At 59.5% G+C, this 20162-nt stretch carries 18 protein-coding genes; 7 read left to right on the top strand and 11 right to left on the bottom strand.

Translation table 11 applies throughout. The annotated features are described in order from the left end of the window. Positions 1–114: 114 nt before the first annotated feature. Together DQN55_RS09905 and DQN55_RS09900 are read right to left on the bottom strand one after the other, a co-directional pair. Positions 115–732, bottom strand: coding sequence for a hypothetical protein (locus DQN55_RS09905; protein WP_048380356.1), 618 nt, complete (start codon positions 730–732; stop codon positions 115–117). Further along, positions 729–1877 (bottom strand): DUF2515 family protein, encoded by a 1149-nt coding sequence (locus DQN55_RS09900; protein ID WP_048380358.1) that lies wholly within the window; start codon positions 1875–1877, stop codon positions 729–731. Before DQN55_RS09900 ends, DQN55_RS09905 begins: the two co-directional genes overlap by 4 nt. A gap of 263 nt (positions 1878–2140) precedes the next feature. Here DQN55_RS09900 and DQN55_RS09895 point away from each other — a divergent pair, with 263 nt between their 5' ends. Further along, on the top strand, positions 2141–2857 hold the full coding sequence (locus DQN55_RS09895; RefSeq protein ID WP_048380360.1) for a FadR/GntR family transcriptional regulator: 717 nt from the start codon (positions 2141–2143) through the stop codon (positions 2855–2857). Positions 2858–2960: 103 nt separating this feature from the next. Here the strand turns inward: DQN55_RS09895 and pepN are convergent, their stop codons facing one another. The 6 genes from pepN to DQN55_RS09865 form a co-directional block, all read right to left on the bottom strand. After that, entirely contained in the window at positions 2961–5618 is a 2658-nt protein-coding gene (gene pepN, locus DQN55_RS09890; protein WP_048380362.1) for an aminopeptidase N, read from the bottom strand. 12 nt (positions 5619–5630) lie between these two features. Continuing rightward, positions 5631–6461: a DUF2797 domain-containing protein gene (locus DQN55_RS09885; protein WP_048380364.1), complete on the bottom strand. Its 831-nt coding sequence runs from the start codon at positions 6459–6461 to the stop codon at positions 5631–5633. Next, positions 6458–6718: a YeaC family protein gene (locus DQN55_RS09880; protein ID WP_016780738.1), complete on the bottom strand. Its 261-nt coding sequence runs from the start codon at positions 6716–6718 to the stop codon at positions 6458–6460. Before DQN55_RS09880 ends, DQN55_RS09885 begins: the two co-directional genes overlap by 4 nt. Positions 6719–6840: 122 nt before the next feature. After that, on the bottom strand, positions 6841–7713 hold the full coding sequence (locus DQN55_RS09875; protein WP_048380366.1) for a rhomboid family intramembrane serine protease: 873 nt from the start codon (positions 7711–7713) through the stop codon (positions 6841–6843). Further along, positions 7710–8681, bottom strand: coding sequence for a metallophosphoesterase (locus tag DQN55_RS09870; RefSeq protein WP_048380368.1), 972 nt, complete (start codon positions 8679–8681; stop codon positions 7710–7712). Before DQN55_RS09870 ends, DQN55_RS09875 begins: the two co-directional genes overlap by 4 nt. Continuing rightward, positions 8681–9571: an NAD(+) kinase gene (locus DQN55_RS09865; RefSeq protein ID WP_048380370.1), complete on the bottom strand. Its 891-nt coding sequence runs from the start codon at positions 9569–9571 to the stop codon at positions 8681–8683. The genes DQN55_RS09870 and DQN55_RS09865 overlap by 1 nt, the downstream gene beginning before the upstream one ends. A 103-nt stretch (positions 9572–9674) precedes the next feature. Here DQN55_RS09865 and DQN55_RS09860 point away from each other — a divergent pair, with 103 nt between their 5' ends. After that, positions 9675–10628, top strand: coding sequence for a DUF1853 family protein (locus DQN55_RS09860; protein ID WP_048380372.1), 954 nt, complete (start codon positions 9675–9677; stop codon positions 10626–10628). Positions 10629–10735: 107 nt separating this feature from the next. After that, positions 10736–11284, top strand: coding sequence for a cytochrome b (locus DQN55_RS09855; RefSeq protein ID WP_048380374.1), 549 nt, complete (start codon positions 10736–10738; stop codon positions 11282–11284). On the opposite strand, the gene DQN55_RS09850 is transcribed toward DQN55_RS09855, so the two are convergent. Next, a complete protein-coding gene (locus DQN55_RS09850) occupies positions 11281–12204 on the bottom strand; it encodes a 1-aminocyclopropane-1-carboxylate deaminase/D-cysteine desulfhydrase (protein WP_048380377.1) in 924 nt (307 codons plus the stop codon). The two genes, DQN55_RS09855 and DQN55_RS09850, sit on opposite strands and share 4 nt — an antisense overlap. 193 nt (positions 12205–12397) lie before the next feature. Here DQN55_RS09850 and mrdA point away from each other — a divergent pair, with 193 nt between their 5' ends. The 3 genes from mrdA to DQN55_RS09835 all read left to right on the top strand — a co-directional run bounded on the left by mrdA (position 12398) and on the right by DQN55_RS09835 (position 16598). Further along, entirely contained in the window at positions 12398–14290 is a 1893-nt protein-coding gene (gene mrdA / locus DQN55_RS09845; RefSeq protein ID WP_048380378.1) for a penicillin-binding protein 2, read from the top strand. 166 nt (positions 14291–14456) lie between these two features. Then, positions 14457–15437 (top strand): taurine ABC transporter substrate-binding protein, encoded by a 981-nt coding sequence (gene tauA / locus DQN55_RS09840; protein ID WP_048380380.1) that lies wholly within the window; start codon positions 14457–14459, stop codon positions 15435–15437. Positions 15438–15602: 165 nt separating this feature from the next. After that, positions 15603–16598 carry a GlxA family transcriptional regulator gene (locus DQN55_RS09835; RefSeq protein ID WP_048380382.1) on the top strand — a complete coding sequence of 332 codons (996 nt, stop codon included), beginning with the start codon at positions 15603–15605 and terminating at the stop codon, positions 16596–16598. Between the two features lie 86 nt (positions 16599–16684). Here the strand turns inward: DQN55_RS09835 and DQN55_RS09830 are convergent, their stop codons facing one another. Next, positions 16685–18004 (bottom strand): MFS transporter, encoded by a 1320-nt coding sequence (locus tag DQN55_RS09830; RefSeq protein WP_172601054.1) that lies wholly within the window; start codon positions 18002–18004, stop codon positions 16685–16687. A gap of 230 nt (positions 18005–18234) precedes the next feature. Continuing rightward, positions 18235–19446: a M24 family metallopeptidase gene (locus DQN55_RS09825; protein ID WP_048380387.1), complete on the bottom strand. Its 1212-nt coding sequence runs from the start codon at positions 19444–19446 to the stop codon at positions 18235–18237. Positions 19447–19696: 250 nt separating this feature from the next. Between DQN55_RS09825 and DQN55_RS09820 the strand changes: the two genes are divergently transcribed. After that, a complete protein-coding gene (locus tag DQN55_RS09820) occupies positions 19697–20134 on the top strand; it encodes a YqaA family protein (RefSeq protein WP_048380389.1) in 438 nt (145 codons plus the stop codon). Positions 20135–20162: the final 28 nt, after the last annotated feature.

The following is a 20162-nucleotide window of genomic DNA, read 5'->3' as shown; positions in this document are numbered from 1 at the left end:
TTTAGGAGAAACAGGTTGTAGCCCCGGGACCGGGTGACACCTCTGTTCGGGGAGCCATAAGCACCATGCACAGCCTTCGAGGCCAGCTGCGCCCAGGCTTATCGAACACCTTCCTCATAGGCGGGCCCTGGCGAGCTCTAGGCTAATAAGGTAACGTTCTTCGTCGGGGTGTCTGTAGTCCTTGAAACGGTTCACGTTCAGCATGATTTGATATTTATCACCGGCTCGCCAAAAGGTTCTGCCGCCCAGGTTACTTCGCACTCGAGCACGCCCTTGAAGCGTGTCGGCAATCGCGGGATCACTCTCTGGGTCGGAGACAAACCAGCCTTGTCGACGCCATTGCTCCTGCAGATCCAATACGACTTTGAGCGCGTCATCCAACAGCAACGGTTCGATTTGCGGAGACATGCGGATGTTGTCCACGCGCTCATTGTGGAAATTGATCGTGAAAAAGCGGGCCAAGGGCGTTGTGAAACCGTATTGCGGGTCGATAAAGCGTAATCGCGCGTCTGATTCGGGCATATGGAACCAAAGCTCATCAGGAATCGCAGGGGGAATCGAGGCGCTGGAACGCTGGCGCATGTCTTCCCATGGCTCCCCGAAGACAAGCGCGATTTCCGGTTCATCGGCCAGCTGTTGCACCACCCAGCGCACGCTCGCCACCACGAGAAACACCATAAGCACCATGCACAGCCTTCGAGGCCAGCTGCTGACTTTCAGACGCCGGATCATGGCGCTGCACCTGCGGCAATATGCTTGATCGAGTGCTCCAGTGCATGACGGTTTTCGTCGTGCAGCATCTGGTCAAAACGCCTGGCGGCCTCAAGCACAAAGGCCATGCGCTGCTTAAGGTCGGCCAGGTTTGCCAACACGCTGCGGTCAAAACTGATCGTGCGTCCATCGTCGACCGGTTGGCACTGGCTGGTAAGGGTCAGTTCGATGGCCTGGGCGACCCCTGAAGGGAAACCGGTGACGTACGACACATGATTGCTGCGCAACAGCCAGACCATCCGGGGTTCTTCGTACAGGGTCGGTTGCAGGATGTTTTTTTGTTCGTGAGTGGCAAAGAACCTCACGCTCAGGGCTATATCTCCGTTTTCTAGCGCCTCGAACGCCTGCAGGATTTCGTCATGAGCCCGGCCGAAAGTCACCTTTTCCTGCTCAACCGGCCACAGCACCGGAAACTTCGGATGCCCATGAATTATCGGGCGATTCTTCAGGCAGGTTTTCAGCGCCTCAAAACCCCGTTTTTTGTAAAACGCATGCAGTGGAAAGATATCTAAAAACAGCGTGGTATTGCCCAACGCCAGCATGTCGTACACATAGTTGAACTGTTGCTGGATCTGGCCCAACTCATCTCCTTCAAAACGCAGGTCGAAGGGGATGGGGTTGTTGGCATTGGCGACCCGATAACTCGCCAGATTTTTTTGCAACAACTGCACGGTGTCGTTACTGATCAGCGGCTGTGGCCCGCTGAAGCCTCGCGTCAGTGCTTCCATTGCCGCGGTCTCTGCATGGATTTTCTCAATCGAGTCCGCCGCATGCAGCAGCCCGCACCCCACCTGCTTTGAGGCAAACGCTGCGAGCCCGGCCCATTGGAAGCGTGGGTCTTCCAGCCACATGCGGGCATAGGTGGCGTTGATCGCGCGGTTACGCGCTTGGGGGTCGGCAATCAGGATGCCGCCGGGGGCGACGATTTCTTCGGCTGCCCGCTGGTATATTCGCCACAGCCCTTCGCAGGTCAGAACGGGCACTTCGGTGACCGCGGTCATGCAGTCGTAGAGCTCGATGACGCGGGTTTCGCATTCGGAAACAGGCAAGGTGTTGTGAAACAGGCGCTGAGTGTCGCTGGGATGGTCTTTGAAGCACTGAGTCATGGGCGGGCTCCAGGTCGAATGCCGCGACCCTAACAGCCCACACCCTGGTGTAGATCATCGCCAAAGAAATCCGGACGTGTCCTACCGATACCAGCCCGCAGTCCCGCAGAAAACAGCCGCACATCCTTCTACCGATCGGTTTATTTTCCTTTTAGCCACCTGTGACGACGACGATAAAAGACGGGTGAAGCACTCTGCGCGTAAAACCCCCGCGGCCCCTGTTATGATCAGTGCTTTTCACCGACAGGATCGACCCGCGGCCAATGGATTATCGTCAGCCTTCCGAACGCAAGAGCATGCATGCGCGCATCGTCCAGGAACTCGGCATGCAGATCGTTTCCGGACGTTTTAAACCCGATGACAAGCTGCCCGCCGAAGCGCTGCTGTGCGAAGAATATGCCGTCAGCCGCCCGGTGCTTCGCGAGGCCACGCGCGTATTGCTGGCCAAAGGGCTGGTGTACTCCAAGCCCCGTGTTGGCACGGTGGTCAAACCGCGCCGTGAGTGGCACATGCTTGATCCGGACGTGCTGCACTGGCTGATGCAAAGCTCGCCGCAAAACGAATTTTTTGCGCTGCTGACCAGCGTGCGCAGCATTATCGAACCCGCCGTGGCCGCCCTCGCCGCCCAGCATGCGACCGATGAGGACGTGGCGTCGATCCGTGAGGCCTATGAGCGCATGGAGACGGCCACAACGCCCGAGGCCCTGTTACAGCCGGACCTGGATTTTCACAGCCGGATTGCCGACGCGACCCACAACGACCTCCTGGCCAACCTGTGCAACATGCTCTCGCTGGCTTTGCGCGAAGCCTTGAAACACTCCAATCGCCGTCCCAACCTGCACGAACTGGCCCTGCCCCGGCACAAGGCCATTTTGACGGCCATCGAGAATCACGATGCCCTCAGCGCCCGTCACGCCACGCTGGTGCAGCTTGATGACGCGCGCACCGCACTGGATACAGTGCTTAACCCTCAGCACTAGGCTGGCGCGGAGCTCGGCAGCGACGACACCCGGCCCCGTAATGGAAGGCACAAAAAAGGCGCTAACCGATCACCCGGTTAGCGCCTTTTATTTGCCTGCGGGTTTACGCCAGGCTTTTGCTCACGACTTCAAACACGTCGCTGGACAATTCACCCGAGTTGCGGATGCGTTCCAGTTCGGCCTTCATCAGCGCCTGACGGGCGCTGTCATATTTGCGCCAGCGGGTCAGCGGTGCCAGTTGCCGCGAGGCAATCTGCGGGTTGAACCCGTTGAGTTCGATCACCAGATCAGCCAGGAAGCGATAGCCCGAACCGTCCGCCGCATGGAAGTTGATCAGGTTCTGCCCGGCAAAGGCCCCGACCAGTGCCCGCACCTTGTTCGGGTTCTTGATGTTGAAAGCCGGGTGCTGCATCAACTCCCGCACCCGCTGCAGTCCACCCGGCAAACCACTGGCCGCCTGCACGCTGAACCACTGATCCATGACCAGCGGGTTGTCCTTGAAGTGCTCGGCAAAGCTGGCAAGGGCCTTGGCCTTGTCTTCGGCAAATGGCGAGTTCACCAGCACTGCCAGCGCGGTCAGGCGCTCGGTCATGTTGTCGCTGTGTTCGAACTGTTCCAGCGTGGCCGCCAGCACCTGTGGCTGGCCGCTGAGCATCAGGTATGAGAGCGCGATATTTTGCAGGCTGCGACGGGCGAAATGCTCGGCGGCGGCCACATACGGGGTCACTCTGGAGATTTCGCGATTGGCCTGGTAGCGCGTCCACAGCCCGTCAAACAAGCTGTCGGCCAGTTGCTTGCGGGTAAACTCGCGCGCCGCGTGAATGGCCTCGACATCAGCCACTTCACTGATCTCAGTCAGGTAGGCTTCGCCCGGAAGCGAGAGCATTTCAGCCACCATCGCCTGATCCAGTTGCTGGTTGCCCAACACACTGCGCAAGGCCTCAACCAGTCGCTGATCCATGACCAGCGGCTCGCCGCGCTGGTGCTGGCCAATCAGTTCCTGCAGCACCTGCACCGACAGTTGCTGCCCGGCCTCCCAACGGTTGAAACCGTCAGTGTCGTGCTGCATCAAAAACATCAACTGGTCACGGCTGTAGGCAAAGCTCAGCTTCACCGGCGCCGAAAAGCCACGCAGCAATGAAGGCAACGGCTTTTCGGCCACGCCCACGAACGTGAACGTCTGCTCGGATTCAGTCACCGACAGCACGCGAGTGGTGCCGCTGGCGGCAGCTTCGTCCGCCAGTTGCAACGGGATTTCAGCCCCCTGGGCATTCAACAGGCCCAACTCGACAGGGATCACGAACGGCAGTTTTTCAACCTTGTCCGGGGTGGCCGGGCAGCTTTGAGCAAAGGTCAGGCTGTAGGTTTTCAGGACCGCGTCATATTGCTCGCTGACCGCCAGCCGGGGCGTACCGGCCTGGCTGTACCAACGCTTGAACTGGGTCAGGTCAACGCCGTTGGCGTCTTCCATGGCCTTGATGAAGTCATCGCAGGTGACGGCCTGGCCGTCATGACGCTCAAAATACAGGTCGCTGCCCTTGCGGAAGCCTTCGGCCCCCAGCAGGGTGTGGATCATGCGCACGACTTCAGAACCCTTTTCATAAACGGTCAGGGTGTAGAAGTTGGAGATTTCGATAAAGCTGTCTGGCCGCACGGCATGGGCCATGGGGCCGGCATCTTCGGCAAACTGGTGGGTACGCAGGAAGGCCACGTCCTCGATGCGCTTGACCGTGCGTGAGTTCATGTCGGCCGAGAATTCGGAGTCACGGAACACCGTGAAGCCTTCCTTGAGCGACAGCTGGAACCAGTCACGGCAGGTCACGCGGTTGCCCGACCAATTGTGGAAGTATTCGTGGGCAACCACCGCCTCAACCCGCTGGTGCGCAGCGTCGGTGGCGGTTTCGGCGCGGGCCAGGACGCAGCTGGAGTTGAAGATGTTGAGGCCCTTGTTCTCCATCGCGCCCATGTTGAAGTCGTTCACGGCCACGATCATGAAGATGTCCAGGTCGTATTCGCGACCGTAGACCTCTTCGTCCCAGCGCATCGACTTCTTCAGGCTGTTCATCGCGTGCTGGCACTTGTCGATGTTTTCCGGCTCGACATAAATACGCAGCGCCACGGTCCGATCGGTCATGGTGGTGAACGTGTCTTCGACGCACCACAGGTCGCCGGCCACCAGCGCAAACAGGTAAGCCGGTTTCATGAACGGGTCTTCCCAGGTTGCCCAGTGCCGCCCGTCTTCATCGGGACCACTGGCAATCGGGTTGCCGTTGGACAGCAGAATCGGGTAGCGGTGCTGCTCGGCCACCACCGTGGTAGTGAATGTGCTCATCACGTCAGGACGATCGAGGTAATACGTGATTTTGCGGAAGCCTTCGGCTTCGCATTGAGTGCAGAACATCCCGCCGGACTTGTACAGGCCTTCCAGCGCGGTGTTGGATTCGGGGTGGATCTTGACGCTGGTATCGACCACGAACTGCGCAGTGGTCGGCTGCAGGACCAGATGGCTGTCCGTCAGTTGATAGTCGCCTGGCACCAGGTCGGCATCATCGAGCTTGACCGAGAGCAGCTCCAGTTGCTGGCCATCCAGCTCCAGGGCCGGGAGTCCGGCGCCACGGGCCGGATTGCGGCGCATCACCAGTTGCGCATGGACCAGCGTATGGTCCTCGAACAACTCAAAGGTCAGGTGCGTCTCGTCGATCAGGTACTCGGGCGCCTGGTAGTCCTTCAGGTAGATCATTTGCGGTTGTTCGGTGCGCATTCTGGAGTCCTTTTACTGATGCACGGCCAATTGATAGGCCGTGTACTTGCGGATATTGATAACGCCGGTATCGAAGATCAAATACTGCCCCTTGATCCCCATCAGCGTGCCTTCAACGATCGGATTCTTGTCCAGATTAAAACTGACAATCTTGGTCGGGTAGCGTTCGACCGGATAACGAATCTCGACAGGCTCAACGTCCAGCAAGGGCTGGACGGCCTGCAGGCCGAAGCGCGCCTGCAACTCATTCATGCCTTCGGCGCAGCTCTCGAACAGCTGGTCACGCACCGCCAGCAGGTCGACCGGCTCGGCATCGCCCTTGAGCAGGGCACGCCAATTGGTCCGGTCGGCCACTTGGGTGCGCAACAGGTCTTCGACAAAACCCGATTGCTGGCGTGTGGCAACCCGCACGATCGGCAACGCCTGGCTCGCGCCCTGGTCGAGCCAGCGCGTCGGCAACTGGGTGGCACGGGTGATGCCGACCTTGACTCCGGACGAGTTGGCCAGATACACCACGTGATCGGTCATGCAAAACTGCTCGCCCCAGGATGGATCACGGCAGGTGCCGGCGTCGTAATGGCAGCGCTCCGGGCTCATGATGCAGACATCGCATTGCGCCAGCTTGGTCATGCACGGGTAGCAGTAACCCTGACTGAAGCTGGTTTTGGTCTTGCGCCCGCAGTGGGTGCAGTGAATCGCCCCCAGGTATTCCAGACGCAACGTGCTGCCGATCAACGGGTTGACCGGCACCTCGGTATCACCCAGACGAAACGCATATTGCACGGTCGGCGTTTCAAGGCTCGCCGCCATTTTGCTGATTGCACCGCGACCAATTTCAATCAATGGATTGCATCCGACTTGAACAGAATGTTGGGCACCGGTGCCGACTTGGAGCTGCACTCTTGAGGGCCCATGTAGCCGGTACGCTGGTCTTCGGGCAGGTTTTGAACCTCCCAGGCAATCATTGCCTGCAATGACAGCTCGCGCTGTTCCGCGGTGAGTTTGTTGCCATCGGCCCACTTGCCGATTTCGACCGCCAGTTTCAGGCTCTGGTAGATCTCGGGGGTGATGTTTTGAATCATTTCGTTGAAAGAGGACATGGTTCTTTTCCACTCTTTAAAGAATAAACAAGCCTGTAGCCGCTGCCGCAGGCTGCGATGGGCAGCGCAGCGGCCCTGCTTTTTCGCGGGCCTTATCGCCGCCTTCGGCAGCAGCTACAGCATTAAGCAACCTGTTTGCGTCGCGCCCAAAGACCGCCGAGCAAACCGGTCAGGCATCCGATCAACAAGCCGCCGACATGGGCCGCGTTGGCGATCTGGCCAAACCCCATCATCGACACCAGCCCCGACATGCACAGCGCCAGCCAGACCAGCATCATCACCAGTACGCCGCGAGGCATGTGATACATCGGGTTGGGTGCCATCCGCTGGTAAATCCAGACATGCCCGAGCAAGCCATACAACACCCCGGACAATCCGCCAAACAGGCTTGGGCCGCCAAACAGGTATTGGGCCACGTTGGACACCACGCTGAACAACAGGCTCAGGCCGATCAGGTTGATGCTGCCCTGACGCATTTCAATGCGCCGCCCCAGCTCCCAATACCACATGCCGTTCATGGCGATGTGCAGGAAGCCGAAGTGAATCAGCATCGGCGTGAATAAACGCCACCACTGCCCCGCCGCCAGGCTATCGGCCAGCGGCGTGAACTGGATGTACTGGCCGTGAATGCTGAAATCAAGGAATGTCAGCGCGCTGAGGGCTGACAAGTTGTCACCCAACTGCGTCAGCGCAGCGACAATCACGCACAGCAGCAAAATCGCAGCGGTCGCCGGGCTGTCACGCAATTGTCGGGCGAAGCCTGGGCGGCCCATGGCAGGCGGGCGTTCGACGATGGGCAATGCGTGATCGGGATCACCCACCGGGAAACGCTGATACAGGCTGCGCACATCGTCGGCAATGGTTTCGGGTGCCCACAGCACCTGTTCACCGGCTTCTTCGCTGACCCGATGCGGCACTTGCATGCGCTTGAGTAAACTCACAAACCCGCTCAGGTCGGTGGACAGCGGCAAGCGTAAAACAGCGACGGCACTCATTGCACGGCCTCCGGGCGTTCAACATCCACCCACACGAACTTGGCCGGATCGAGGCGTGTTTCCTGATCCAGGCGATAAGCAACCAGTTTCCCGTAGAGCACGGCACTGTAATCAAGACAGGCCAGGTTCGGCCGGATCGGTGCCGGCTGGCCGCTGCGCCAGTAATGGCCCACAAACAACAGCGGCTCATCACTGCCATAGCGCAGCAGCGCACCTTTTTCAGTGGTCGATAACGGTTTTTTTGCAACGAGCTCAGGCAGAGCGTCAGGTTGGAACACGATATCTCCGTAGGTCTTGGGGTCATCTTCCCAGAACTTGGTGCGAAAAAACGCCCGGGTCAGGCCATCGCCACCGGTCAGGGTCATGCCGTCCGGCAGGCGCATGTCAGTGCCGCGCAACAAACGGTTGAAGGCCATGCTGGCAAAGCTTTCCGGCACCGCAGCGGCTTGCAGGAAAGGCCGGTCGATACAGCCATCGGGGTACTTCGCACGCAGTGCGGCGATCACATCGGCATCCCAGCAGGCGTGTACGACCCGAAAACGACCGGCGTCGACAAACAGCGGCATGTCATAAAACCACTGCACGAAGTCGTGCCAGTCGCCAGGGTACTGTGCGAACTGTTCAAGGGTCTCGTGGATCAGCCTGGCGTGGCGCGGGGTGTGCTCACGCACGAAATGCTTGCCCGTGCCGGCCGGTGCCGGGGTGCACCAGCCCAGCGCGTTGAATTCATGGTTGCCCATCAGGCACAGCGCCTGACCGGCTTGAACCATGTCGTAAACAATATGCAGTGCCTCGCGAATACGCGGGCCACGATCAATGATGTCGCCCAGGAACACCGCCATCCGTTGCGGGTGTCGCCAGGTACCGGCGTGTTTGCGATAGCCCAGACGCTCCAGGAGGTGCTCAAGAGTATGAGCACAACCATGCACGTCACCGATCAAATCGTAACTGCGCGCTGGATCGAGCATCAGTCAGCCCTACCGCCCAGTCGGCTACCCCAGCCAAGCTTGGTCCGACACACTTCATAGTAGTTGTGGTCCAGCGGGTGAATCAGGCGCAGCTTCTGCGCTTTTTTACTGACAGTGATGGTGTCGCCCGGCGCACAGGTGAAATGGTTCTGACCATCACACGACACTTGCGGGTAGATCTGCATGTCCTTGGCCACCACGATCTTCAGCTCGCTGTTGCCATCGACCACAATCGGCCGACTGCTGAGGGTATGCGGGTACATCGGGACGATGACGATCGCATCGAGTTTGGGGTGCATGATCGGCCCTCCGGCAGACATGGCATAGGCCGTGGAGCCGGTCGGTGTGGCGACAATCAGGCCGTCGGCCTTTTGGCTGCACACGAACTGGCCGTCGATATGCAGCTCGAACTCGATCATTCGCGTGGATTTGCCAGGGTGCAGCACCACGTCATTCAGGGCATCGCCCTGCCCGATCGCCTCGCCGTGGCGGCGAACCTCGGCCTGCAGCAAAAAGCGGTTTTCAACCAGGTAGTGCCCGTCCAGCACCTCGGCGACCTTGACTTCAAGTTCGTCCGGCCGGATATCGGTCAAAAAGCCCAGGCTGCCGCGGTTGATGCCCAGTACCGGAACATTGTGCCGCGCCAGTGCACGGGCAGCCCCCAGCAAACTGCCATCGCCGCCCACCACGATCACCATGTCGCAGACTTCACCGAGCATTTTTCGCGAAGAGGTTTGCAGGCCATGACCGGGCAAAACCTCGGCAATGGTGTCTTCAAGGATCACGTGCAGGTGTCGCCCAAGCAGGAATTTTTTCAGTCGGCGAACCGTGTCGAGCACCTGAGAACTGCCCAAACGACCAATGATGCCGATATTACGAAATTGCTCCATGAGGCTCCTGCGGGGTTGTTGACAGGTGAAAACAACGATTATGGGCGAAAGACCACAATAGACAAAACCCTTTCAGCGCCTGACAAACAGCTATGCTCGCAGAATGATCCTCTTCCCCGACTTGCTTAACCTGCCCCGTCAATTGCGCCACCCCGAGGTGCGGGACCTGGCGTGGGTGATTCTCGCCCCGCCCATGCTCAGCCAGACGCCCTGGCCTCAGCGCCACCCGCTGACCGGCAGCGACTGGGTACAGGCCCCCGACCAACTGGAGCGTTGGCTGCGAGAGCTCGACCGCCACAACGAACCGCTGCAGCAGTGGCTGGCACAGGCCACCACCCGCCGATTGGGGCGCTACTACGAACGGCTTTGGCAATTTGCCATCGACCAGGCGCCCGGTGTCGAGTTGTTGGCCGCCAACCTGCCGATCCGTGTGGGCGGCCATACGCTGGGTGAACTGGACATGCTGCTGCGTGACCGTGACGGTGTGCATCATCTGGAACTGGCGATAAAACTCTATCTCGGCCCGCAAGACGCGGATGGCCACGATCCGACGCACTGGCTCGGCCCCGGCAGCAATGACCGGCTCGACCGCAAGCTCAAGCATTTCACCCAGCATCAATTGCCCATGTCCAGCCGCCCGGAAAGCCGTGAGATTCTCGCGCAGATGGATGTGCATCACTTCGATGCCCATCTGTGGCTCGGCGGCTACCTGCTGTATCCATGGCCCGGCCATTCGCTGCCACCGGCCGGCGCTCACCCCGGTCACTTGCGAGGCCGCTGGCTGCATCAACGGGACTGGCCGGCGTTCATTCGCCAGAGTGCCGCCGGTTGCTGGCAGCCCTTGCCCCGGCATGCCTGGCTTGCGCCTGCGCACTCCGGCTCCGATGGGCTATGGTCTGAACAACAATTGGAGGTCTGGTTGTCAGAACTGCACCCCCTGGCTCCCGCCCAGCTGTTGGTGCGTCTGGCCGAAAACGGCGGTGGCGACTGGGAGGAAGCCGAGCGCCTGTTCCTGGTTTCCGACCTTTGGCCCAAAGTCCCGGGCAACCCTGGTTGAAATAAATCTGACCTGCCTCAAGTACGAAGTAACACAGGCCTATTAAAGTAAAGGCACTCCGTCGTACAAGAACGGAGGCTTACCGATATGAACCGTGAGGAAAAGCCATGTCCTGGAAAAGCTCCGCCGACCGTTACAGCCGAATGTCCATTGCCTTGCACTGGTTCATGGTGCTGCTGTTCGTACTGATATATGCCTCGATCGAGTTTCGCGGAATATTCCCGAAAGACAGCGACGGTCGTAACTTGATGAAAGATGCGCACTTTATGCTCGGCCTGACCGTCTTCACCCTGGTCTGGTTGCGGCTGCTGGCCCGCACCCTGGGGGTAGCGCCGAAAATCACCCCCACCCCGCCAGCCTGGCAAACCGCTCTGGCGACGCTGATGCACTGGGCGCTGTATATATTCATGATCGGCATGCCGCTGCTGGGCTATCTGATTCTTAGCTACAACGACAAATCGGTGTTCTTCTACGGCTTCGACCTGCCCGCTTTAACCGTCAAAGACCCGGAATTCGCCAAACAGATCAAAAGCTGGCACGAACTGGGCGGTTCCATCGGCTATTGGCTGATCGGCTTGCACGCGCTGGCGGGTCTGGCGCATCACTATGTGATCAAGGACAACACCCTGTTGCGCATGCTGCCCAAGCGCAGCTAGGTTTTCGCTGCAACCCCCCGGCGGCCTTGCAAGCCGCCGGTGTGGACAAAAACCAGACGTTTACCACGCTCGATGCCTCCTTCTTCGACCGCCTGCTTGAGCGCCATCAGCGCCTTGCCGGTGTACAACGGCTCCAGCGGCACACCTGCCGCCTGTTCGCTGGCCTGAATGAACGCCAGCAACGCCTCGTCAACCCGGGCGAAACCAGCGCGGCTGGCCTCGATCAAGTCAAAGGCCGCCGAGGCACTCCCCGCCTGTTGCAGAATGGCCTCGACCTGCGGCGCCACCCCATGATCCTGCGGCACCGCCAGTGCACCATATACCGGACGTTCGCCAGCTTCGGCCAGCACCAGACCAGCCAGCGTCGTGCCGGTACCGGCGGCCAGCCACCAACCGTCGTAGTCATCCCAGCCCACAGCACCCAGTTGTCCGCGCACCAGACTCACCAGCGGCCTGCACCCCAGGGCACCCGCCAGGCTGCCGCCGCCTTCGGGTACCGGGTACAACTGCGGGTACAGGGCTTGCCAGGGCGCCCAGAAACCCGGCTCGTGACGTGCCCGGTAACCGCCAAAACCCAGCCAGTGCAGCTGCATGCCAAAGCGTTCGAGGTCCTGCGTGGTGGGGGTTTGCTGCGCATGCCCGCGCAACAGCCCCACCGTAGCGAAACCAAAACGCTTGCCGGCGGCTGCCAGCGCATGCAGATGATTGGAATGCGCCCCGCCCAGACTGATCAGCCCGTCAGCGCCACCAGCATGCGCCGCACGCAGGTGTTCGGTGAGTTTGAACCACTTGTTGCCGCTGATCAGCGGATCGATCAGGTCAAGGCGCAGCACCGCGACCTCAACCCCGGCCTGTTGCAGCCAATTAATGTGTAAACGCTGCAATGGCGCATGGGGCCGCCAGTCAATCAAGGGCAACATCGGGATCGCTTCCGCTGAAAAGAGCAGAGTCTACAACAGCCCGCTGCCTGCGCAGCCCGTCGAGTTTCATGTTTAAAACGGCCTTTATGCCCACTCCGCCCCAGGCTTATTGGTAAGGTGTGCGCCGACTTTCGTCGCCCCCAGGTCATTGCCCGGGCGACTGCACTTCTGTTTACCGATACGAGCCCCCGATATGCCCGAGCCGATCCATCTCAAAGACCACGAATCCGAAAAGCGGCTGGTCAATAAAAGACTGATTGCGTGCGCAGCGCTGGTGCTGGCAATCAGTTGCGCCCTGATTGGCCGGATGTACTTTTTGCAAGTGACCGAATTTGCTTACAACTCGACCGTGTCCGAAAACAATCGCGTACACGTCTTGCCGATCCCGCCGGAGCGCGGTTTTATCTATGATCGCAACGGCGTGCTGCTGGCCGATAACCAGCCCAGCTTCAACATGACCATTACCCGCGAGCGCGCCGTAGATACTGCCAAGGTGCTGGACACGGTGTTCGGCATCCTGCACCTGCCTGACGAGGACCATGCCGTTTTCGCCAAGGCCATGAAACAGGCGCGTCACCCCTTCGACCCCTCGACCTTGCTCTACGACCTGAGCGAAGAGCAAATCGCCCTGCTGGCAGTCAATCAGTTCCGCCTGCCGGGCATCGATGTCGAGGCGCAGTTCGTCCGCCACTACCCTCAGGGCGACCATTTCGCACATTCGGTGGGCTATGTCGGCCGGATCAATGAAAAAGAGGCCAAACAGCTCGACAGCACGCAATACCGGGGTACGCAGTCCATCGGCAAAACCGGGATTGAACGTTTTTACGAGCACGAGCTGCATGGCAAGGTCGGCTTTGAAGAGGTCGAGACCAACGCCCAGGGGCGGGTAATGCGCGTGCTGCGGCACACCGATGCGGTGGCCGGCAAAAACATCGTGCTGAGCCTCGACATCAAACTGCAGGAAGCCGCTGAAGATGCCCTCGGGGATCGGCGCGGCTCGATCATCGCCCTCGACCCGAAAACCGGTGAAGTCCTGGCGATGGTCAGTAAGCCCAGCTTTGACCCGAACCTGTTCGTGACCGGCATCAGTACCCGGGACTACTCGGGACTGCGCGACTCCATCGACAAACCGTTGTTCAACCGGGCACTGCGCGGGCTGTATGCCCCGGGCTCGACCATCAAACCCGAAGTGGCCATTGCCGGACTCGACAGCGGGGTGATATCCGCTTCGACCCGGGTGTTTGACCCCGGTTATTTCCAGTTGCCCAACGTCGAACACAAGTACCGCAACTGGAACCACAGTGGTGATGGCTGGGTCGACTTGAACGCCGCGATCATGCGCTCCAACGATACCTACTTCTATGACCTGGCCTCCAAGCTGGGCATTGACCGCATGCATGACTACATGGCGGAGTTCGGGCTGGGGCAAAAAGTCTCGCTGGACATGTTCGAGGAGTCGCCCGGTTTGATGCCATCCCGCGAATGGAAGCGCATTACCCGTCGACAGACCTGGTTCCCCGGCGAAACGGTGATTCTGGGGATTGGCCAGGGTTATATGCAGGTCACCCCGTTGCAACTGGCCCAGGCCACTGCGCTGATCGCCAACAAGGGGGTGTGGAATCGCCCGCATCTGGCACGCACCATTGACGGCACGCCGCCGGTGGATGAGCACCCGATAGCCAATATCGTGCTGCACGATCCCCGGGAATGGGAGCAGGTCAACCATGCCATGCAGTTGGTCATGCATGATCCGCGGGGCATTGCCCGGGCATCTGCCCAGGGTGCGCAATACCGCATCGCCGGGAAAAGCGGCACCGCGCAAGTGGTCGCCATCAAACAAGGCGAACGCTATAACCGCCTGAAAACCGCAGAGCGCAATCGCGATAACGCCTTGTTTGTCGGGTTTGCCCCGGCTGAAGACCCGCAGATCGTGATTTCGGTGATGATCGAAAACGGCGAAGCCGGTGGCCGGGTGGCCGGACCTGTGGTGCGCAAAGTGATGGACGCCTGGTTGCTGGACAATCAAGGCGCCCTTAAACCGCAATACGCCAGCCCGCAGCTCAAGCATGGCGCGCCCCACGTCTAAACCCTGCAAGCCCTTGAACCTGACCCTCTGCCTGGAGAGGGCCAGGCTCTAAGCTAGTTCCAAAACGGTATTTTCCCCTTTCATTTAAAGCACTTAGATTCCCCTCACCGGACCGCCGGACCTCCCTTGCACTCTCTCGTTTTCTCATCAGAACAAGGTCCAGCCCATGTCCGTGCGCACACTGTTGATTGCCCTTTCCCTCTCACTCGCGGGACTTAGCCCCGGCACACAAGCGGCTGAGGTGACGATTGGCTACATCACCGGCATCGACCCGACCAAACTGGCCCAGGCCGAAGGCACCTACGACCAGGCCATTGGCCAGAAAATCGACTGGCGCCGTTTCGACTCAGGCCCCGCCGTCGTGGCGGCACTGGCCTCGGGGGATGTACAGATCGGTAATCTGGGATCAAGCCCGCTGGCAGCTGCCGCCTCGCGAAAGGTGCCACTGGTGACCTTTATCGTCACTGCACAAATCAAAGGTTCAGAGGCCCTGGTGGTACGTGATGGCAGCGGTATTACCTCACCGCAGGACTTGATCGGCAAGACGCTGGCCACACCGTTCGTGTCCACCTCGCACTACAGCCTGCTGGGGGCACTGAAACACTGGAACCTGTCGCCGCAACAGGTAAAAGTGGTGAACCTCAGCCCTGCGCAAATCACCGCGGCCTGGAAGCGCGGCGACATCGACGGCGCCTTCACCTGGTCTCCCGCCCTGGGAGAAATCCGCAAGACCGGCAGGATACTCACCGATGCCGGTCAAGTCAGTGAATGGGGCGCACCAACCTTTGAAGTGTGGGTCGCGCGCAAGGACTTTGCCGACAAACACCCCGAAGTGGTCGCGCAGTTCGCCAGGGTCAGCCTTGAGGCCATCGCCAATTATCAGGCCCATCGGGCTGACTGGACTGCCGACTCGCCCCAGGTGCAGAAAATCGCCTCGCTCACCGGGGCCAATGCTGCCGATATTCCCGAGTTATTGCAGGGGGCGCACTTCCCTTCGGCCGATGAGCAAAAAAGCCCTCAGTTGCTTGGCGGCGGTACGGCCAGGGACATTGCCCGAACCGCGCTGTTCCTGAAGGATCAGGGCAAAATCGAAAGCGTACTGCCTGACTATTCTGTGTATGTCAGCGACAGGTTTTTGCCACGATAAAGAACCTTCCCGGCCAGAGCGTTCACTGGCATAACAAATGCTTCTTTACACTCAAAAATACAGGGCACGACATTCCTTGAACGCTCATTCACGGCGCAATGGATCCCGTGCCCTGTGTGAACCCCGACGCTAGACGCGTCCCGGATCAAAAAAAGGAGCGTAAGGATGGCAACGCCTGTTACAGGGTCACCGCACACCCAGCACTCGGTAAAGACCGTGGGCTTTCTGGTGATACCAAACTTCACGACCATCGGTTTTGCCTCGGCTATTGAAACCCTGCGCATGGCCAACATGGCGGCACGCCGCGAGATGTTTCGCCCGGTGATCATCGCCCCCAGCCTGGACCCGGTAACCGCCAGCAATGGCATGCGCATACTGCCCGACTATGTGGTGGGCAATGCACCAAAACTGGACATCTTGCTGGTGGTCGGTTCAAACCCGATCGTCTCTCACCTCAGCAGTCGCCCGGTTCTCAACTGGCTGCGCAAGCTGGCACACGAACAGGTCGCGCTGGGCGGGATCTGCACCGGCAGTTACTGGCTGGCGCGCGCGGGGTTGCTCAAAGGCTATCGCTGCACCATTCACTGGGAAGATATCGAAAGCCTGAAGGATCACTTTCCGGGGATCATCATTTCCAACCAGCTCTTCGAACTGGACCGGGATCGCTACACCTGCTCCGGCGGCGTGGCATCCATGGACATGACCCTGCAGCTGATTGCACGCGAGCCCGGTGGTCGTGAAATTGCCGCCCATGCCGCCGAACTGCTGCTGTGCGACCGCGCACGCGGCGCGCAAGAACAACAGCGGGTCCCCCTGCGACAAAAACTGGGAACTTCGCAGCCCAAGCTCAGCCAGGTGGTGGCCATCATGGAAGCCAATCTCGAGGAGCCGGTGAGCCTTGAAGAGCTGGCACGCTTGAACGAAGTGTCCGTGCGTCAACTTGAACGTCTGTTCCACAAGCATCTGCAACGAACCCCCAGCCAGTATTACCTCGAGTTGCGCCTGGCCAGGGCACGCAATCTGTTGCTGCGCAGCGAATCGCAGGTGCGCGATATCGCCCTCGCCTGCGGCTTTGTCTCAGCGGCGCACTTCTCCAAGTGCTACAGCCGCCTGTTCGGCGTGTCGCCCATCGGTCAGCGTAAACAGGTGGCCTTGCACTAAGTAGCAACGGGATCCCATCCCATACAGCAAAAACGGCGAAGGCGCATCACTGCGCCTTCGCCGTTTCCTTTCAGACCTGCACTGGGTCAGTCCTGCAATGCCTTATGCGCGGTCTCGCGGCTGGCCAGCATGGCAACCAGCGCGACGGCGGCGGCCGCGAGCAAATACCAGGCCGGGGCCATTTTGTTGCCGGTCAGCTGAATCAGCCACGTCGCAATAAACGGTGCTGTGCCGCCGAACAGCGCATTGGCAATATTGAAGCTAAAGGCAAAGCCGCTGAAACGTACCCGGGTCGGGAAAATCTCCGCGAGAAAGCACGGCAAGGTGCCGTCGTTCATCGCCAGGATCGCGCCAAAAGCAATCTGGATCATGAGGATAACGGCCAGTGAAGTATTGCCAAGCATGCCGAACAACGGGAAGGTCAGCGCCAGAAAGAGTATGGAGGCTGTGACCAGCATGGTCTTGCGCCCGAAACGGTCCGACAGCTTGCCCATCAGGAATATCAGGCCGATGTAGGTCGCCAGTGACACTGTTGACGCAATGAATGAATCACGCTCACTCAGGCCCATTTCAGTGGACAGGTAGGTCGGCATGTAGCTGAGCAGCAGGTAAAACGCTACGGCATTCAGGCAAGTGACGCCGATCCCGATCATTACCGCACGTCGGTGCACGGTAAGCAGTTCACGAACAGGTGCATGGGTCGCACATTCCTTGGCTTCCAGGCGCTGCTCCATCTCCAGGAACTTGGGCGAGTCCTGCAGGCTGACGCGGATATAACGTCCCACCAGGCCAAAAGGTGCCGCCAACAGGAACGGCAAGCGCCAGCCCCAGTCATGCAGGTCTTCTATCGTCATGAAGGCATGCATGGCCGCCACAAACAACGCGCCAAACAACAGGCCTGCAGCGGTACTGGCCGGCACGATGCTGGTGTAGAAGCCCCGCTTGCCTTCGGGAGCGTATTCGGCGAGAAACGCCGAAGCCCCGGCGTATTCGCCCGAAGCGGAAAAGCCCTGCACCAGCCGGATCAACAGCAGCAACGCCGGCGCCCACAGGCCGATGTGGTTGTAGCCGGGCAGAATACCGATGCAAAACGTTGAAACCGTCATGATCAGGATCGACCACGACAAAGCGCTGCGACGTCCGTACTTGTCACCAAAATGGCCCCAGACCAACCCACCGATCGGGCGCACGATAAACGACAGGGCAAACACCGCGAACGTCGCCAGCAACCCACTGGCGGCATCGGTCTGCGGGAAGAACGTGAGGGCGATGACCGTAGCCAGATACCCATAGGCAGCGTAGTCGAACCACTCGACAAAGTTGCCCATGAAACTGGCGGTGGCCGCACGGCGTAACGCCTTGCGTTCACTGATACGCTCGTGGAGCTGTTCTGTACTCAGGGGCATGGCGAGATTTGCGCTTGGGACGCTCATCGAGCACCTCCAGTGTGTGAGGTGCGGGGTTGAACGACAGGGACCGACGTTGAGACGTTAGGCATGACTAATACCCTCATTCTGTTCTTTTTGGCAGGGGTAATGGGTCAGAACACACCGCGTATCTGCGCACGCATGTGTGGGTGTCTGGAGCGACCAGCTCAACTGAAAACGCCGCACAGGGAGACTGTGCGGCGCTGATATTACTGCTTGATAATGTTGTGCTGCGGGCCATACGGGAATTTAGTGATGTTCTCGCCGCCGTGTTCGTTGACGATCAGAATATCGTGTTCACGGTAACCGCCCGCTCCCGGCCGCCCTTCGGGAATCATGATCATTGGCTCGATGGAAACCACCATGCCGGGCTCCAGCACGGTGTCGATGTCTTCGCGCAATTCGAGCCCGGCTTCGCGGCCATAGTAATGGCTCAGGGTACCGAACGAGTGACCATAGCCAAACGTGCGGTATTGCAGCAGGTCGTGCTCCAGGAAGATCTCGTTGAGTTGCAGTGCAATATCCGAGCAGCGCATGCCTGGCTTGATCAGTTTGAGTCCGGCTTCATGCACCTTGACGTTGACTTCCCAGAGCCGCAGATGCTCGTCGGAGCAATGGTCCAGAAACAGCGTACGTTCCAGCGCGGTGTAATAACCGGCAATCATCGGGAAGCAGTTGAGGCTCAGAATATCGCCCTTGTTCACCTTGCGGCTGGTCACCGGGTTGTGTGCGCCGTCGGTATTGAGCCCCGATTGAAACCAGGTCCAGGTATCCATCAGCTCGGCGTCCGGGAAAGTGCGGGCAATTTCACGCACCATCGCCTGGGTCGCATGCAGCGCAACTTCATACTCGGGCACCTGGTCGCGCAGGGCTTCGATGATCGCTGCACCGCCAATGTCGGCAATGCGTGCGCCGTGACGGATGATGGCGTGTTCTTCAGCCGACTTGATCATGCGCATGCGCATGCACGGGGCGGCTATGTCCACCAGTTCGGCCTGCGGATAGCGGCTGGCCAGCTTGTCGCGATTGAGCAGGTTGAGGTGGTCATACTCGATACCGACACGTCCGGCAGCAGGCAGCGCCTGTTGAATCGCTACAAAAAAGTTATCGCGCTGCCAGTCGGTGTACACAATGTTTTCGGTGCCCACCGTCCGGCGCCAAGGTTGGCCACCGTCAATGTTGGCGCTGATGGTCACGGCCTTGTCCTGGGTCACGACCAGCGCGTAATTGCGGCCAAAGGAGCAATACAGGAAATCGCTGTAGTAGTTGATGTTGTGGTACGAGGTAAACACCGCCGCGTCGATATTGTTCTGCGCCATATAAGCTCGCAGCCTGGCCTGGCGATTGGCGTACTCCTGGGCCGAGAACGTTGGAGTGACCTTTTCACCGTTCTTGATCTGGATGGTTTTCGGCATTTGCATGTCATTTACCCTTGTCTGTGATCGCGCTTGAGAGGCCGCCAGCGGGCGGGTCGTTGAGGATCATTCGAACAGATACAAGGCTGACTTTTTTGCGCGAATCCGACCTGTAGTTGATCAGATCCGCTGTACGGGCACATCGCTCAGACGCCTCAGGTGGTGATGGGCCGTTATGAATTGTCTGTACACTGGACCGGCCATTTTTACCGCGTACCCCGCCGCCCCTTCCAACCGTCTGCAAGGCATCCTTTGAGTGTTTGAACTCTCCAGTTACTTAGGGCTGTTTCTCGCGGCCTTCGGCGCCGCCTCAATACTGCCGATGCAGTCTGAAGCGGTGCTGGTGGCAATGCTGCTGTCGGATCGTTACGTCGCGGCCACCCTGCTGACGGTGGCGACCCTGGGCAATGTGCTGGGCTCGGCCCTCAACTGGCTGCTGGGGCGTTCGCTTGAACGATTCCGGCACAAACGCTGGTTTCCGGTCAGTACAGACAAACTCGAAAAAGCCCAGCGTTTCTATCTGCGCTACGGGCGCTGGTCACTGCTGTTGAGCTGGGTACCCATCATTGGTGACCCGCTGACCGTCATCGCCGGTGTCATGCGTGAACCGCTGTGGCGTTTTTTGCTGATCGTGACGCTGGCCAAGGGTATGCGCTATCTGCTGCTGGCCACGGTCACACTGGGCTGGACATAGCCCAGCGCCCTACAAGATTGCACCTGCA

Origin of the sequence: Pseudomonas taetrolens (assembly GCF_900475285.1) — a bacterium.
Classification (GTDB): Bacteria; Pseudomonadota; Gammaproteobacteria; order Pseudomonadales; family Pseudomonadaceae; genus Aquipseudomonas; species Aquipseudomonas taetrolens.
Note: the sequence above shows the minus strand (reverse complement) of the source record. Positions and strands in the feature narration are given on the sequence as shown.

What these genes read in the sequence shown, in the direction of transcription:
- DQN55_RS09905 (WP_048380356.1), bottom strand. Translation starts at nt 732, where the DNA reads ATGATCCGGCGTCTGAAAGTCAGCAGCTGGCCTCGAAGGCTGTGCATG.
- DQN55_RS09900 (WP_048380358.1), bottom strand. Translation starts at nt 1,877, where the DNA reads ATGACTCAGTGCTTCAAAGACCATCCCAGCGACACTCAGCGCCTGTTT.
- DQN55_RS09895 (WP_048380360.1), top strand. Translation starts at nt 2,141, where the DNA reads ATGGATTATCGTCAGCCTTCCGAACGCAAGAGCATGCATGCGCGCATC.
- pepN (WP_048380362.1), bottom strand. Translation starts at nt 5,618, where the DNA reads ATGCGCACCGAACAACCGCAAATGATCTACCTGAAGGACTACCAGGCG.
- DQN55_RS09880 (WP_016780738.1), bottom strand. Translation starts at nt 6,718, where the DNA reads ATGTCCTCTTTCAACGAAATGATTCAAAACATCACCCCCGAGATCTAC.
- DQN55_RS09875 (WP_048380366.1), bottom strand. Translation starts at nt 7,713, where the DNA reads ATGAGTGCCGTCGCTGTTTTACGCTTGCCGCTGTCCACCGACCTGAGC.
- DQN55_RS09870 (WP_048380368.1), bottom strand. Translation starts at nt 8,681, where the DNA reads ATGCTCGATCCAGCGCGCAGTTACGATTTGATCGGTGACGTGCATGGT.
- DQN55_RS09865 (WP_048380370.1), bottom strand. Translation starts at nt 9,571, where the DNA reads ATGGAGCAATTTCGTAATATCGGCATCATTGGTCGTTTGGGCAGTTCT.
- DQN55_RS09860 (WP_048380372.1), top strand. Translation starts at nt 9,675, where the DNA reads ATGATCCTCTTCCCCGACTTGCTTAACCTGCCCCGTCAATTGCGCCAC.
- DQN55_RS09855 (WP_048380374.1), top strand. Translation starts at nt 10,736, where the DNA reads ATGTCCTGGAAAAGCTCCGCCGACCGTTACAGCCGAATGTCCATTGCC.
- DQN55_RS09850 (WP_048380377.1), bottom strand. Translation starts at nt 12,204, where the DNA reads ATGTTGCCCTTGATTGACTGGCGGCCCCATGCGCCATTGCAGCGTTTA.
- mrdA (WP_048380378.1), top strand. Translation starts at nt 12,398, where the DNA reads ATGCCCGAGCCGATCCATCTCAAAGACCACGAATCCGAAAAGCGGCTG.
- tauA (WP_048380380.1), top strand. Translation starts at nt 14,457, where the DNA reads ATGTCCGTGCGCACACTGTTGATTGCCCTTTCCCTCTCACTCGCGGGA.
- DQN55_RS09835 (WP_048380382.1), top strand. Translation starts at nt 15,603, where the DNA reads ATGGCAACGCCTGTTACAGGGTCACCGCACACCCAGCACTCGGTAAAG.
- DQN55_RS09830 (WP_172601054.1), bottom strand. Translation starts at nt 18,004, where the DNA reads ATGCCCCTGAGTACAGAACAGCTCCACGAGCGTATCAGTGAACGCAAG.
- DQN55_RS09825 (WP_048380387.1), bottom strand. Translation starts at nt 19,446, where the DNA reads ATGCAAATGCCGAAAACCATCCAGATCAAGAACGGTGAAAAGGTCACT.